The sequence below is a fragment of the Pseudomonas sp. Irchel 3A18 genome, from assembly GCF_900187465.1.
GTDB lineage: Bacteria > Pseudomonadota > Gammaproteobacteria > Pseudomonadales > Pseudomonadaceae > Aquipseudomonas > Aquipseudomonas cichorii.
Map to the genome: position 1 here is coordinate 103667 of NZ_FYDI01000006.1, position 14725 is coordinate 118391.

The window sequence follows — 14725 nt, forward strand, 5'->3', positions numbered from 1 at the left end:
AAGACGTACGCCCAGCGAAGGGCCTTTTGCGAAAAGCGGTTTAATAGGCCGCTCCTCCCGGGCATGCGATCAAAGGATCGAGCTTCAATTGGCTGTTATTCATGGGGTATGAACCGGCCTGGACAGATGAAAAAAATAGGCACCTTGTTTCGGCGTCAGCCTGACGCATACAGGTAGCACAAGCGCTACCTGCATACAAAAGACCCTATGAACAGCACCCCGGCGAATTACTCGCTGGAGAGCAGATCCATGGTGTGCTTATCCATCATTTCCAGCGCACGGCCACCACCACGCGCCACACAGGTCAGCGGGTCTTCGGCAACGATGACCGGCAGACCGGTTTCCTGGGCCAGCAGCTTGTCCAGATCGCGCAGCAATGCGCCACCACCGGTCAGCACCAGACCACGCTCGGCGATATCGGAAGCCAGTTCTGGCGGAGATTGCTCCAGGGCGCTCTTGACGGCCTGAACGATAGTCGCCAGAGACTCCTGAAGGGCTTCGAGCACTTCATTGGAGTTGAGGGTGAAGGCACGTGGAACGCCTTCGGCCAGGTTACGGCCGCGCACGTCGACTTCACGAACTTCGCCACCTGGATAGGCTGTGCCGATTTCCTGCTTGATGCGCTCTGCGGTGGATTCACCGATCAGGCTGCCGTAGTTGCGACGCACATAAGTGATGATCGCTTCGTCGAAGCGGTCGCCGCCGACACGTACGGATTCGGCATAGACCACGCCGTTGAGCGAGATCAGAGCGATTTCAGTGGTACCACCACCGATATCGACGACCATCGAACCACGGGCTTCTTCAACCGGCAGACCGGCACCGATGGCAGCGGCCATTGGCTCTTCGATCAGGAATACTTCACGGGCACCGGCGCCCAGAGCCGATTCGCGAATGGCGCGACGCTCGACCTGAGTGGATTTGCACGGCACGCAGATCAGCACGCGAGGGCTGGGCTGCAGAAAGCTGTTTTCGTGAACTTTGTTGATGAAATACTGCAGCATCTTTTCGCACACGCTGAAGTCGGCGATGACGCCGTCTTTCATTGGACGAATGGCTGCGATGTTGCCTGGAGTACGGCCCAGCATACGCTTGGCTTCTGTACCGACAGCCACGACACTCTTCTGGTTGCCATGAGTACGAATTGCAACTACAGAAGGTTCATTCAGAACGATACCGCGCTCACGCACGTAAATAAGGGTGTTGGCAGTGCCCAGGTCGATGGAAAGATCACTGGAAAACATGCCACGCAGTTTCTTGAACATGGGATATGGGACCCTAGGGAACGCGTGGGTAAAAAAGTGCGGCAAACTCTAACAACGACAGGGATTTTGGGCAAGGAGCCAATATGTTAAATTGGCGGTTTTCTGAACACACCCCGCGACATTAGCGGCTTTAAGACCGCATAAATGCGGTGGTGTTCCGCAATTTGCTGGCAGACCGATTCGCCGGCATTCCACTGGAGATACCCCATGGCGCTTGAACGCTCCGACGTGGAAAAGATCGCCCATCTGGCCCGACTGGGCCTGGATGACGCCGATATCCCGCGTACTACCGAAGCACTTAACAGCATTCTTGGGCTGGTCGATCAGATGCAAGCGGTCGATACCACAGGCATCGAACCTCTGGCTCACCCGCTGGAAGCTTCCCAGCGCCTGCGCGAAGACGCCGTTACAGAGCACAATCGTCGCGACACTTACCAAGCCATCGCACCAGCGGTCCAGGACGGGCTTTATCTGGTTCCGAAAGTCATCGAGTAAGGGAAAGAGCCTGCATGCATCAAATGACTCTGGCCGAGATCGCCCGCGGACTCGCCGATAAAAAGTTTTCCTCCGAAGAACTGACCCGTGTCCTGCTGGCGCGCATCGCGCAGCTCGACCCTCAGCTCAACAGCTTCATTACTCTCACCGAAGACCTGGCGATCACTCAGGCCCAGGCTGCCGACGCACGTCGCGCTGGCGGTGAGAACGGCGCCCTGCTGGGCGCGCCTCTGGCGCACAAGGACCTGTTCTGCACCCAGGGCATCCGCACCAGTTGCGCCTCGCGCATGCTCGACAACTTCAAGGCACCGTACGACGCCACCGTAGTTGCCCGACTGGCGGCCGCGGGCACCGTGACACTTGGCAAGACCAACATGGACGAATTCGCCATGGGTTCGGCCAACGAGTCCAGCTACTACGGCGCGGTGAAAAACCCCTGGGCTCTGGAGCACGTTCCCGGCGGTTCGTCCGGCGGTTCGGCGGCTGCCGTTGCGGCACGCCTGCTGCCTGCGGCCACCGGCACCGACACCGGCGGCTCGATTCGCCAGCCAGCCGCACTGACCAACCTGACCGGCCTGAAACCGACCTACGGTCGCGTTTCCCGCTGGGGCATGATCGCCTACGCGTCCAGCCTCGATCAGGCTGGCCCCATGGCCCGCACTGCCGAAGACTGTGCCCTGCTGCTGCAAGGCATGGCCGGCTTCGATCCGCAGGACTCCACCAGCATCGATGAGCCTGTGCCGGATTACTCCGCCAGCCTCAATACCTCGCTCAAGGGCCTGCGCGTCGGCCTTCCGAAAGAGTACTTCAGCGCAGGTCTGGACCCTCGCATCGCACAGCGGGTACACGAAACCGTCAAGGAGCTGGAAAAGCTCGGCGCGATCGTCAAGGAAATCAGCCTGCCGAACAACCAGCACGCGATTCCTGCGTACTACGTCATCGCTCCGGCAGAAGCCTCGTCCAACCTGTCGCGCTTCGACGGCGTACGCTTCGGCTATCGCTGCGAAGAGCCAAAAGACCTGACCGACCTGTACAAGCGCTCCCGCGCCGAAGGCTTCGGCCCTGAAGTACAGCGTCGCATCATGGTCGGTGCCTACGCCCTGTCGGCTGGCTACTACGACGCCTATTACCTGCAAGCGCAGAAGATTCGCCGCCTGATCAAGAACGACTTCATGAACGCCTTCGCCGAAGTCGACGTGATTCTCGGCCCGACCACGCCAAACCCGGCCTGGAAAATCGGCGCCAAGAACAACGATCCGGTTTCTGCGTATCTGGAAGACTTCTACACCATCACCGCCAACCTCGCGGGTCTGCCGGGCCTGTCCATGCCTGCCGGCTTCGTCGACGGCCTGCCGGTGGGTGTGCAACTGCTTGCGCCGTATTTCCAGGAAGGCCGTCTGTTGAATGTGGCCCATCAGTATCAGCAAGTCACTGACTGGCACACACGCACACCTGAAGGCTTCTGAGGAGCAACTTACTATGCAATGGGAAGTCGTCATCGGGCTGGAGATTCACACCCAGCTTTCGACCCAATCGAAGATTTTCTCCGGCAGCGCCACCACGTTCGGCTCCGAGCCCAACACTCAGGCCAGCCTTGTGGATCTGGGCATGCCGGGCGTGTTGCCGGTGCTCAACAAGGAAGCGGTACGCATGGCCGTCAAGTTCGGCCTGGCGGTCAATGCCGAAATCGGTCAGCACAACGTGTTCGCCCGCAAGAACTACTTCTACCCGGACCTGCCCAAGGGTTACCAGATCAGCCAGATGGAATTGCCGATCGTCGGCAAGGGCTATATGGACATCACCCTTGAAGACGGCACGGTCAAGCGCATCGGCATCACCCGCGCTCACCTGGAAGAAGATGCGGGCAAGAGCCTGCACGAAGACTACAGCGGCATGACCGGCATCGACCTGAACCGCGCCGGTACGCCGCTGCTGGAAATCGTTTCGGAACCGGACATGCGCAGCGCCAAGGAAGCCGTGGCTTACGTCAAGGCCATCCACGCGCTGGTTCGTTATCTGGGCATCTGCGACGGCAACATGGCCGAAGGTTCGCTGCGCTGCGACTGCAACGTATCGATTCGCCCAAAAGGCCAGGTCGAGTTCGGTACCCGCTGCGAGATCAAGAACGTCAACTCGTTCCGCTTCATCGAGAAAGCGATCAACAGCGAGATCCAGCGCCAGATCGACCTGATCGAAGACGGTGGCAAGGTCATCCAGCAGACTCGCCTGTACGACCCGAACACCAACGAAACCCGCGCCATGCGCAGCAAGGAGGAAGCCAACGACTACCGTTACTTCCCCGATCCGGACCTGTTGCCGGTCATCATCGAAGACTCGTTCCTCGACGAAACCCGCGCCACCCTGCCGGAATTGCCGCCACAGAAACGCGAGCGCTTCCAGAGCCAGTTCGGCCTGTCGGCCTACGACGCCAGCGTGCTGGCTTCCAGCCGCGAGCAAGCCGATTACTTCGAGCAGGTCGTGAGCATTGGCGGCGACGCCAAGCTGGCGGCCAACTGGGTCATGGTCGAGCTGGGCAGCCTGCTGAACAAGCAAGGCCTGGAAATCGACGAATCGCCAGTCAGTGCCGAGCAACTGGGCGGCATGCTCAAGCGCATTCTGGACAACACCATTTCCGGCAAGATCGCCAAGATGGTGTTTGAAGCCATGGCCAATGGTGAAGGCAGCGCCGACGAAGTCATCGAGAAGCGTGGCCTGAAGCAGGTCACCGACAGCGGTGCCATCGAATCGATGCTCGACGAAATGCTCGCCGCCAATGCCGAACAGGTCGAACAGTACCGCGCCGCAGACGAAGCCAAGCGCGGCAAGATGTTCGGTTTCTTCGTCGGTCAGGCAATGAAAGCCTCCAAAGGCAAGGCCAATCCGCAGCAAGTGAACGAACTGCTGAAGGCCAAGCTCGAAGGCTGACCCAAGCCGTAGGAGCGCATTTATTCGCGAAAGTCTTATTCCGGGCTTTTCGCGGATGAATCCGCTCCCACATAAACAGGCATCACAGGATTAGACCCATGCGCCGACTTGCCACTGCCTGTTCCCTGTTCACCCTTCTGGCCGGTTGCGCCAGTCATGACATCGATCCCCACGGCTACGACGAAACCGGTCGCGCTTCGTATTACGGTGCCCGACATCACGGCAAGCGTACCGCCAGTGGCGAACCCTTCAATCAGAATGCATTGACCGCTGCCCATCGCGAGCTGCCTTTCGGTACCCGCGTCAAGGTCACCAACCTCGACAACGACAAGACTGTTGTCGTGCGCATCAACGATCGCGGTCCTCATGTACGAGGCAGACTGATCGACGTATCCCGCGAAGCCGCCGAACAACTGGGCATGCTGCGCAGCGGAACCGCGCCAGTGCGCGTCCAGAGCCTCGACTGAGGACACCCGGAATTATCCAGCTATCGAACCTTCCCGCCCCCGCGCTCATCCAGTTGGTGAGTGGTCTTCTGCTGTTGCTGATCGGCGCCGAGCTGTCAGTACGCGCCGCCGTACGCATGGCCTCCATCCTCAATATTCGTCCGCTGATCATCGGCCTGACGGTCGTCGCACTGGGCAGCAGCGCGCCGCAGATGGCGGTCAGCCTGCAAGCCGCGTTTTCCGACAGCACCGACATTGGCGTAGGCAGTGTCATAGGCAGCAATATCTTCAATGTGCTGGTGACGTTGGGACTGTGCGCCCTGATCATTCCGCTGCGGGTCGCCCGCCAGGTCTTGCGCATCGATATCCCGCTGATGATCGGGGCCAGCCTTTTGGTCATCGGTCTGTCCTGGAATGGTGAATTCAGCAAGCTCGACGGGGTGCTGCTACTGGGCACGATGCTGGGCTGCCTGTTCATCGTCCTGCGCCAGGCCAGTCATGGCGCACGTCACGGGCACACCCACAGCACTGAAAAACCACGCTCACTGACCTGCATCGCCCTGCTGACCAGCGGCCTGCTGTTGCTGGCGTTCGGTGGTCATCTGCTGGTGGATGCGGCGGTGGTGGTCGCAATCAATCTGGGGCTTTCAGAGAGGATAATCGGCCTGACGCTGATGGCCATCGTCACATCCCTGCCCGCTCTGATGACGTCCCTGATCGCAGCCCTGCGCGGCGAGCGGGATATCGCGGTGGGCAACGTGATCGGCAGCAACCTGTTCAATCTGCTGGGCGTGCTGGGCGCGACCGCGCTGATCTCGCCCGTGCCGTTGTCGATATCTCCCAACGCGCTGGTGTTCGACCTGCCGATCATGCTCGGCGTCGCCGTGCTCTGCCTGCCGCTGTTTTACGCCGGTTATCGCATCACCCGCTTCGAAGGGCTGTTGCTGTTGGCGTTATATCTGACTTACGGGCTGCATATCGTGTCGTTCAGTACTGGCATGCTGTTGGCCGAAAAGCTTGAGCACCTGATGCTCCAGTTCATCTTGCCGCTGCTGGGGATCGCAGTAGCCTTTGGCATCGTGAAGGCCTGGCGGCGTCAACATTGACGGACGACTAGATCCAGCCGCCCCACTGCAACAGGAAGATCCCGATATTGGTTGTCACAGCCGCCGCCAGCGTGGTGATGACGATGATCGCGGCGGCCAGCTCGTAATTGCCGTTGGCCGTGCGAGCCATGATGTAACTGGCTGCCGCCGTCGGGCTGCCGAAGTACAGGAACAGAATCCCAAGCTCCGCACCGCGAAAGCCCACCAGCCACGCAGCAAAGGTGCAGATCAGTGGCAGCCAGACCATTTTCACCATGCTCGCACTGATCGCCAACGCGCCACTTTTGCGCAAGGACGCCAGCGACAGCGTGCCGCCGATACAGATCAGCGCCAGCGGCAGGGTCATCTGCGCCAGATAGCTGCCGGAGGTTTCCAGCCATTTGGGCAGGCCGATGCCGAAATAGGCGAAAGGCGAGGCAACGATGACACTGATGATCAGCGGATTGGCCAGCACACTCTTGAAGATGCTCCACGGATCGGACTTGATCACTGGGCTGTAGACCGCCAGCACAATGGTCGAAAGCGCGTTGTAGAACACAATCACCAATGCCGCGAGAATCGCCCCCAGGGAAATACCGTACGCGCCATACATACTGGCAGCCAGCGCCAGGCCCACTACGCCATTGTTGCCACGAAACGCGCCCTGGACGTACACACCCCGATCTTCAGGTGGGCAACGCCAGATCGCCCAGCCCCAGGTGGCCGCGAAACTCAGCAGGGTCGCAACGCTGAAGAAAATCAGCAGCTTGGGTTGCAACGCTTCATTCAGGTTGGCGTGAATGATCCCCAGAAACAGAAGAGCCGGCATGGTGACGTTGAACACCAGACCCGAAGCCACGACGATAAAGCCATCATTGATCGCATGGATGCGCTTGAGGATCACACCCAGGAACAGCATGGCAAATACAGGCGCGGTGATGTTCAGGGTTTCAAGAAAAATAGCCAGCATGCCGCAGACCTGGTCCTGTCGTTAGGTCCCTCATCATAAGCCAGCAGGGAGTGAAGGTGTTGCAAGGAATTTCAGTTCGTCACACCGCTGTCGCCAGCAAGCTGCCTCCCACAGGGGTATGAAGCGCCCACAAGAAGCTGGGCATTGATCCCAATCTGTGGGAGGCAGCTTGCTGGCGACGGGCTGCTAAGTCACTGGCTGCAACTTACGCTCAAACACTGACACTCCATCCAGATCCCGCAGGGTTACGGTCATTTCTGCAGTCTGGCCATCGATGTTCACTTCCCCGAAGAACTGGAAGCCTGCAAAGGGCGAGGTGTTTTGGGCGGGCGGGGCTTTCTGGAAGACCAGTTCAGGGCCGAAGGTCTTGTCCAGTGCGTTGGGACCGAAGCTGCCCGCGTTGAGCGGCCCGGCCACGAACTCCCAGAACGGGTCGAAATCCTGGAATACCGCACGATCCGGTTGATAGTGATGAGCAGCGCAATAGTGCACATCAGCCGTCAGCCAGACGCAATCGCGGATCTTTTGCGCACGAAGAAAACCGAGCAGCTCGGCCACTTCCAGTTCGCGCCCCAGGGCCGGGCCATCGTTGCCGTTGGCTATGGCTTCCCAGCGCGCCACACCAGGACTGACTTCGCCGTCCGGGACACCAAGACCAATGGGCATGTCTGCCGCGATGACTTTCCATTGCGCCTTTGAGGCCTTGAGCTCGCCCTTGAGCCAGTCCAGTTGCTCACGGCCCAGAAAGGCCGTGGTCGGCCCCGGCTTGTCTGCCAGGTTGGCGTCATTGCCATCGCGATAACTGCGCATGTCCAGCACGAACACATCGAGCATCGGGCCATAAGGGATTTTGCGGTAGATGCGCCCGCCGTTATCCGCCTGCTGCAAACGCATGGGTGCGTATTCCAGAAAGGCTTGCCGCCCGCGAGCCGACAGCAACTGGATGTCCTTGACCTTGTAGCGATCATCCAGCTGCTTGCTGGGCGACCAGTTGTTGGTGACCTCGTGGTCGTCCCACTGCCAGATCTGCGGCACCTCGGCATTGAAGCGGCGCAGGTTTTCATCCATCAGGTTGTAGCGGTAGTTGCCGCGATACTCGTCCAGGGTCTCGGCAACCTTGCTTTTCGCTTCGCTGGTGATGTTGCGCCAGATACGACCACCTTCAGTGGTGATCTGCGCCGGGACCGGACCGTCGGCGTAAATGGTGTCGCCGCTGTGGATAAAGAAGTCAGGCAAACGCAGGCGCATGGCTTCGTAGATGCGCATGCCGCCAATGTCCGGGTTGATGCCGAAGCCCTGGCCGACGGTGTCGCCACTCCACACAAAACGGATGTCACGGCGCTGTTGCGGCATGCTGCGCAAATGGCCGAACCAGGGCTCGCTGGCGACACCCGACTGGGCATCCTCGAAATGAACGCGGTAGAAAATCGCCTGATCCACAGGCAGGCCGCTCAGTTCGACCCGGGCCGTGAAGTCGGTGCGCTGATCGGCCAGCGCCGACACCAGCCGACGCGGATTGGGGAACATGCTGCGGGTGTCCCATTCGACCACCATGCGCGATGGCCGGTCGCTGCGACTCCAGACCATTGCCCGATCACCCAGCAGATCACCGGACTGCACACCGTCGGTCATCTTCGGGCGATCCTGCACCGAAGCAATGACTGCCGGTGCCAGGCCCGGCAGCAGAAAACCGGCTCCGACAGCCTGAATCACACGACGACGCTTGAGATCGAACTGGCTCATGGTTAACCCCTTTCAAGATACGAAAGGGGAAACCTAGCAGGCCAATGTTGGAGGGATATGACAGCCAGCGCCCACGTATCAGGCGGTGGCTTTGGCCAGCTCCATCTCTACCGCTTCAGGCCGTTTGAGCACTGCGTAGATCACGCCGGTCGCCACGCTGCCCACGACAATGGCCAGCAGATACAGCAAGGCATGGTTGATGGCGTTGGGGATCAGCATCACGAACAGACCGCCATGGGGCGCCATCAGTTTGCAGCCGAAGTACATCGACAGTGCGCCAGTCAGCGCCCCGCCGATCACGCTGGCAGGAATCACCCGCAGCGGGTCCTTGGCGGCAAAAGGAATCGCGCCTTCGGAAATGAAACACAGCCCCAGCACGAACGCGGCCTTGCCAGCCTCACGCTCGCTCTGCGCGAACTTGCGGCGCGCCAGGATCGTAGCGATGCCCATGCCGATCGGCGGCACCATACCGGCTGCCATCGCAGCCGCCATGGGCGCATAACTCTGGGATGCAAGCAGGCCTACGGAAAACGCATAGGAAGCCTTGTTGATCGGTCCGCCCAGGTCCACGCACATCATCGCGCCCAGCAGCACACCCAACAGAATCGCGTTGGTGGTGCCCATGCTGTCCAGGAAGGTGGTCAGGCTGGCGAGCATGCCCGCAACCGGCTGACCCACCACATAGATCATGACCAGGCCGGTGAACAGGCTCGACAGCAACGGAATGATGAGAATCGGCTTGAGTGCTTCAACGCTGGCTGGCAAGCGTGCGTAACGATTGATCAACCACGCGCTATAGCCCGCCAGGAAACCGGCCACAATACCGCCGATGAAGCCCGCGCCCAACGTACTGGCCAGCAAGCCGCCGATCATGCCTGGCGCCAGGCCTGGACGGTCGGCGATGGAGTATGCGATGTAACCTGCGAGCAGCGGCACCATCAGTTTGAATGCCGACTCACCGCCGATCTTCATCAAGGCTGCCGCCAGAGTTCCCTCTTGCTCATAAGCCTTGATGCCGAACACGAACGACAGCGCAATCAGCAGACCACCCGCCACCACCATCGGCAGCATGAACGACACGCCGGTCAGCAAGTGCTTGTAGACGCCGGTCCCTTCTTTTCTGGACGGTGACTGGGTCACTTCATCCGCCGACTCGACCTGCCCCTCAGCCAAGGCTTTTTTCAGGGTTGCATCGGATTGCTTGAGGGCAATGCCGGTGCCGCAGCGATATATTTTCTTGCCCGCAAAACGATCGGTATTGACCTCGATGTCCGTTGCCAGCAACACCACGTCCGCATCGGCAATGGCTTGCGGGCTGAGCGGGTTTCGCGCCCCGACCGAACCCTGGGTTTCCACGTGCAGGTCGTAGTTCAGACGCTTGGCAGCCTGCTGAATCGCCTCGGCTGCCATGAAGGTGTGCGCAACGCCGGTCGGGCAAGCAGTAATGGCGACAATGCGCGGCTGACTGCCGGAGCTGCCGATAGCGATAGCCTCATCGGCCGCGGGCGCAGCATAGACGTGGGCCTCATCGGCGGCACGCTTCAGGAAACCGTCCACATCCTGCAAGGCATGAGCGGGCGTGTCCTGGAACAGGCGCTTGCCGACAAAACGGCTCAGGTCCAGCGGGCCGGTGTTGACCACCAGCACCAGATCGGCCGCTTCGATATCCAGCGCCGAAAGGTGTTGTTCGGGCTTGTTCGGGTCCACGACTTCGACGCTGGTTTCCCAACCCTGACGCTGGGCTGCCGCATCGAGCAAGCGTGCGCTGAGGACGCTGCTGACCTTGCCGTTCGGGCAGGCCGTTACAATGGCTAACTTCATCACGATCCTCTCTTATTGTTCTGTCAGGCTGCGTACAGTGACGCCGCTTTCAAGTCGTTTGAGTTGGGCGGCATCGGTAATGCCGAAACCGATCTGGGTCACTGCCATGGCGGCAATCGCGGTCGCCGTGCGCAAGGTTTTCTGTGGTTCATGGCCGCCGAGCAAACCGTGAACCATGCCTGCCAACAGAGAATCCCCGGCGCCTACGGTGCTGGCGACGGTGACTTTCGGGGGCAGCGAATGCAGCGCGGTGCTGGAACTGAACCAGTGAACACCTTCGGAACCCTGGGAAATCACCACATGCTCGATGCCCTGGGCACGCAGGCGAGTCGCCGCTTCGGCCTGGGCAGCAATGGAGATGATCGGTGCATCGAGCGCATCGGCCAGTTCTTCAGTATTGGGTTTGATCAGCCAAGGGCCTGCCGCAAGACCGGCACGCAGAGCCAGGCCGCTGCTGTCCAGCGCTACTTTGAGGCCGAGACTCTTGAGCATGAGCAAGAGCTTTTGCAGCCACTCGGGCGTTACGCCACGAGGCAGGCTGCCAGCGACCACCACGGCATCGAAACCGGTGGCAATCTGCTCGACCCTGGTGAACAGGGCTTGCTGGGCCGCTTCGCTGACCTGCGGGCCAGGACCGTTCAAATCCGTGATGCGACCACTGCCTTCGGCCAGTTTGATGTTGCTGCGGGTTTCGCCCGGCACGCGCACGAACTCGTCGACAAAACCACGCCGGGTGAACAGGGACTCGAACGGCTGTTGATTATCGATGCCGAGAAACCCGGCCACGGTCAGCTCATGCCCCAGATCGGCCAACACTTGAGCCACGTTCAGGCCCTTGCCGGCCGCATGGCTGAGCATGGCGTCGCTGCGATTGACCTGCCCGAGCTCCAACTGGCCCAACTGCACGGTCAAGTCCAGCGCCGGGTTCATGGTCAGGGTAAGAATCTTCGCCATTACAAAGCCTCCACCAGCGCACGCACTTCGGCTGCGCTGCCTGCGGTCAGCGCCTGTTGCGCCAGTTTTTGAGCGGTGCTCAGTTCCAGTTCACGTACGCACGCCTTGACCTCGCCAATGCTGCGCGCCGAAACACTCAACTCATCCACACCCAACCCGACCAGTACCGGCACCGCCAGCGGGTCCGCCGCCAGTTCGCCGCACACGCCCACCCACTTGCCATTGGCATGGGCGGCGCGCACGGTCATGTCGATCAGTTGCAGCACGCTTGGGTGCAAACCGTCCGCCTGAGCGGAAAGGGTCGGATGGCCACGGTCGATGGCCATGGTGTATTGGGTCAGGTCATTGGTGCCGACGCTGAAGAAGTCCACTTCCCTGGCCAGTACCGGTGCCAGCAACGCCGCTGACGGAACCTCGATCATGATCCCCAGTTGCAGATCGCTGACCGGGATTTCTTCACGCAGGCGCTGAGTCATGTCACGGGCCTGACGCCACTCTTCAACGGTGCCGATCATGGGAAACATGATGCGCAGCGGGCCACTGTCGGCTGAGCGCAGCAAGGCGCGCAACTGGCTTTCCATCACGTCCGGGCGTTGCAGGGTCAGGCGAATGCCGCGCACACCGAGGAACGGATTTTCTTCCTTGTCGATGGGCCAGTACGGCAACGGTTTGTCACCGCCGACGTCAAGAGTACGGACCACCAGAGGTCGACCGCCCAGATCGGTGAGCACGCGACGGTATTCGGCTTCCTGAGTCGCCTCGTCCGGTGCCTGGGAATGAGCCATGAACAGCAATTCGGTACGCAGCAGGCCGATGCCTTCGGCGCCCTGCTCTACCGCTGCCGGAGTGCCGGTGCTGTCGCCGATGTTGGCGAAGACTTCGACGGCATGACCATCGCGAGTCACTGCAGGCTCCATGCGCGAGGCGGCTGCAGCCTTGAGACGCTGTTCACGGGCATCGCGGTCCTGTACGGCACGCTGCAGGACCGACTCATCCGGCGCGACAGTCAGACGACCCCGCTGGCAATCGAGCAGCAGAACGGTGCCCGGCTTGAGTTGCAATACGTCATCACCAGCGCCCACCAGCGCCGGAATACCCAGGGCACGGGCCACGATAGCGCTGTGCGCCGTTGCGCCACCCCGAGCGGTGAGGATGCCCGCGACATGCGCCGGGTCCAGTCGCGCCACGTCAGACGGGCCGACTTCATCCATCACCAGAATGTAAGGTTCGTCGGGAGCGGCAACGGTTTCGACGCCACATATTTGCGCCAGCACACGGCGCCCGACATCCCGCAGATCCGCAGCACGCTCGGCCAGCAGCACATCATTCAACTGCTCTTGCTGGGAAGCGGCGGCATCGATCACTCCGGCCCAGGCGGCAGCGGCGCTTTCGCCCTTGTTCAGGCGCAGTTCGGTCTCGCTGCCCAGCTCCGGGTCATCGAGCATTTCCTGGTGGGTGATGAAAATTTCGCGAATGGCCTTGGCCTTGCTGCGCTGGATCAGGTTTTCGATATCCCGGCGCACTTCGGCAAGGGCCTGTTGCAGGCGCTCACGCTCGGCAGCTACAGACTCGCCCTGCTCTGGATAATCGAAGGCTTGCAGCACCTGAACATGAGCAGGCCCGATGGCAATGCCCGGCGAGGCCGAGACGGCTTGCAGCACGGCACCATCGAGGGGTGCCGCAACGGCCTTGGCCAGGGCAGCTTTTTGGGGAGCAGGTTGCGGCTCGGTCGCGACCGGCAATGGCTCGACGTCCTCACCAAGGCCTTGCTCAACAGCCGCCAGCAAGGCAGGCAAAGCGTCTTGCGCAATGCTCGGCTCAGCAATGAATTCCAGCGTCTGCCCGCGACGGGCACCGAGGCTGAGCAGCTTGCTCAGGCTCTTGGCCGACACTGCGGTTTCGCCGGTTTCCACCACGCGCACACGAATCTCGCCTTCAAACTCCTTGGCCAGTTGCGCCAGCACCTTGGCTGGACGGGCATGCAGGCCGTGGGCGTTGGCCAGGCCAATCTGCAGGGTCGGCCACTCGGCGGGCAACTCACCGCCCAGGGCTTGCAGGATGACGCGGCTGTTGGTGGCATGGCCCAGTTCGTGACCACGCCCTTCGATCAACAGCGAGCACAGGCGCTCAAGCAGTGTCTGGTGAGCTTCCCCGAGGCTGGCCAGGCAGAACAGCCCTGTCAGGGGTTGGCCCAGATAGCGCAGAGGTTTGTCCGGTGTCACGAAGGCCAGACCAGGACGCTTGACCGTCTGCTCGCTGTGCAGCCACCACAGGCCATCACCCAACGACAAGGCTTCTACTTGCTGGAGAATCGCGGCAAAGCCATTGTTGACGCAATCGGCACGGCGCAACAGACGCGCACCGCGCCAGACCAGCTCTTCAAAATCGTCGGCCGATACGCCGAGGCTTATCATCTGTGCGTCGAGGGCCAGTTCCTGAGGTGCGCCCTGCAAGAGCCGCAGCAGATCTTCCGGGGTTTTCGCCTCGCGCAGGGCCTGGCCCAGATCCGCTTCGCCCAATGCACGGGTCAGCAGTTGCAGCAGCCGCAAGTGCTCGTCTGACTTGGCAGCAATACCGATGGCCAGGTAAACGATTTGCCCGTCGCCCCAATCCACGCCTTCAGGGAATTGCATCAGGCGCACGCCGGTACTGAACACCAGGTCGCGGGTTTCAGGGGTGCCATGGGGGATTGCGATGCCTTGGCCAAGAAAGGTAGAGCCTTGCTGCTCGCGATTCATCAGCCCGTTGAGGTAACCCTCGGCAACCAGACCGTCAGCGACCAGATGATCGGCGATCAGTTGCAACGCGCCCGACTTATCCACAGCCGTGCGGCCCATGGATATTTGCTCCAGAGAAAGTTCGAGCATGTCCTGACTCCTGTGCAGCGCCAGAGCGCTACCTGATTCTTGTTTTAATGACGACCATTGAGTGATCGACAGCTTGGGAGATGAAAGTACTGCCTGTCGGATTGCAATTTCATCCTGATTTGCAGCAAATATCAGCTTGCTGAATCGTTTAACC

At 60.7% G+C, this 14725-nt stretch carries 11 protein-coding genes; 5 read left to right on the top strand and 6 right to left on the bottom strand.

Features of this window, described 5'->3' with window-relative positions; genetic code table 11:
- Positions 1-227: 227 nt before the first annotated feature.
- Positions 228-1265 (bottom strand): rod shape-determining protein MreB, encoded by a 1038-nt coding sequence (mreB, locus tag CKW23_RS13790; protein WP_002555108.1) that lies wholly within the window; start codon positions 1263-1265, stop codon positions 228-230.
- Between the two features lie 207 nt (positions 1266-1472).
- Between mreB and gatC the strand changes: the two genes are divergently transcribed.
- The 5 genes from gatC (at position 1473) to CKW23_RS13815 (ending at position 6237) form a co-directional block, all read left to right on the top strand.
- Positions 1473-1760 (top strand): Asp-tRNA(Asn)/Glu-tRNA(Gln) amidotransferase subunit GatC, encoded by a 288-nt coding sequence (gene gatC, locus CKW23_RS13795; protein WP_025261797.1) that lies wholly within the window; start codon positions 1473-1475, stop codon positions 1758-1760.
- 14 nt (positions 1761-1774) lie between these two features.
- Positions 1775-3226, top strand: a complete 1452-nt coding sequence (gatA, locus tag CKW23_RS13800; protein WP_025261798.1) for an Asp-tRNA(Asn)/Glu-tRNA(Gln) amidotransferase subunit GatA — start codon at positions 1775-1777, stop codon at positions 3224-3226.
- Between the two features lie 13 nt (positions 3227-3239).
- The gene (gene gatB / locus CKW23_RS13805; RefSeq protein ID WP_025261799.1) at positions 3240-4685 is read left to right on the top strand and encodes an Asp-tRNA(Asn)/Glu-tRNA(Gln) amidotransferase subunit GatB; all 1446 of its coding nucleotides are present in this window, start codon (positions 3240-3242) and stop codon (positions 4683-4685) included.
- Positions 4686-4783: 98 nt separating this feature from the next.
- The gene (locus CKW23_RS13810; RefSeq protein ID WP_025261800.1) at positions 4784-5152 is read left to right on the top strand and encodes a septal ring lytic transglycosylase RlpA family protein; all 369 of its coding nucleotides are present in this window, start codon (positions 4784-4786) and stop codon (positions 5150-5152) included.
- A gap of 53 nt (positions 5153-5205) precedes the next feature.
- Positions 5206-6237, top strand: a complete 1032-nt coding sequence (locus tag CKW23_RS13815; RefSeq protein WP_025261801.1) for a calcium/sodium antiporter — start codon at positions 5206-5208, stop codon at positions 6235-6237.
- A gap of 7 nt (positions 6238-6244) precedes the next feature.
- On the opposite strand, the gene CKW23_RS13820 is transcribed toward CKW23_RS13815, so the two are convergent.
- The 5 genes from CKW23_RS13820 to ptsP all read right to left on the bottom strand — a co-directional run bounded on the left by CKW23_RS13820 (position 6245) and on the right by ptsP (position 14571).
- Complete coding sequence (locus tag CKW23_RS13820) at positions 6245-7186, bottom strand: AEC family transporter (RefSeq protein WP_025261802.1); 942 nt, start codon at positions 7184-7186, stop codon at positions 6245-6247.
- A 186-nt stretch (positions 7187-7372) separates the two neighbouring features.
- Positions 7373-8929, bottom strand: coding sequence for an alkaline phosphatase (locus CKW23_RS13825; RefSeq protein ID WP_025261803.1), 1557 nt, complete (start codon positions 8927-8929; stop codon positions 7373-7375).
- Positions 8930-9007: 78 nt separating this feature from the next.
- The gene (locus tag CKW23_RS13830; RefSeq protein ID WP_025261804.1) at positions 9008-10750 is read right to left on the bottom strand and encodes a PTS fructose-like transporter subunit IIB; all 1743 of its coding nucleotides are present in this window, start codon (positions 10748-10750) and stop codon (positions 9008-9010) included.
- A 12-nt stretch (positions 10751-10762) separates the two neighbouring features.
- A complete protein-coding gene (pfkB, locus tag CKW23_RS13835) occupies positions 10763-11704 on the bottom strand; it encodes a 1-phosphofructokinase (RefSeq protein ID WP_025261805.1) in 942 nt (313 codons plus the stop codon).
- Positions 11704-14571 carry a phosphoenolpyruvate--protein phosphotransferase gene (ptsP, locus tag CKW23_RS13840; protein WP_025261806.1) on the bottom strand — a complete coding sequence of 956 codons (2868 nt, stop codon included), beginning with the start codon at positions 14569-14571 and terminating at the stop codon, positions 11704-11706. Before ptsP ends, pfkB begins: the two co-directional genes overlap by 1 nt.
- Positions 14572-14725 lie beyond the last annotated feature (154 nt).

Coding starts and splice junctions, on each gene's coding strand:
- mreB (WP_002555108.1), bottom strand. CDS start 1,265: ATGTTCAAGAAACTGCGTGGCATGTTTTCCAGTGATCTTTCCATCGAC.
- gatC (WP_025261797.1), top strand. CDS start 1,473: ATGGCGCTTGAACGCTCCGACGTGGAAAAGATCGCCCATCTGGCCCGA.
- gatA (WP_025261798.1), top strand. CDS start 1,775: ATGCATCAAATGACTCTGGCCGAGATCGCCCGCGGACTCGCCGATAAA.
- gatB (WP_025261799.1), top strand. CDS start 3,240: ATGCAATGGGAAGTCGTCATCGGGCTGGAGATTCACACCCAGCTTTCG.
- CKW23_RS13810 (WP_025261800.1), top strand. CDS start 4,784: ATGCGCCGACTTGCCACTGCCTGTTCCCTGTTCACCCTTCTGGCCGGT.
- CKW23_RS13820 (WP_025261802.1), bottom strand. CDS start 7,186: ATGCTGGCTATTTTTCTTGAAACCCTGAACATCACCGCGCCTGTATTT.
- CKW23_RS13825 (WP_025261803.1), bottom strand. CDS start 8,929: ATGAGCCAGTTCGATCTCAAGCGTCGTCGTGTGATTCAGGCTGTCGGA.
- CKW23_RS13830 (WP_025261804.1), bottom strand. CDS start 10,750: ATGAAGTTAGCCATTGTAACGGCCTGCCCGAACGGCAAGGTCAGCAGC.
- pfkB (WP_025261805.1), bottom strand. CDS start 11,704: ATGGCGAAGATTCTTACCCTGACCATGAACCCGGCGCTGGACTTGACC.
- ptsP (WP_025261806.1), bottom strand. CDS start 14,571: ATGCTCGAACTTTCTCTGGAGCAAATATCCATGGGCCGCACGGCTGTG.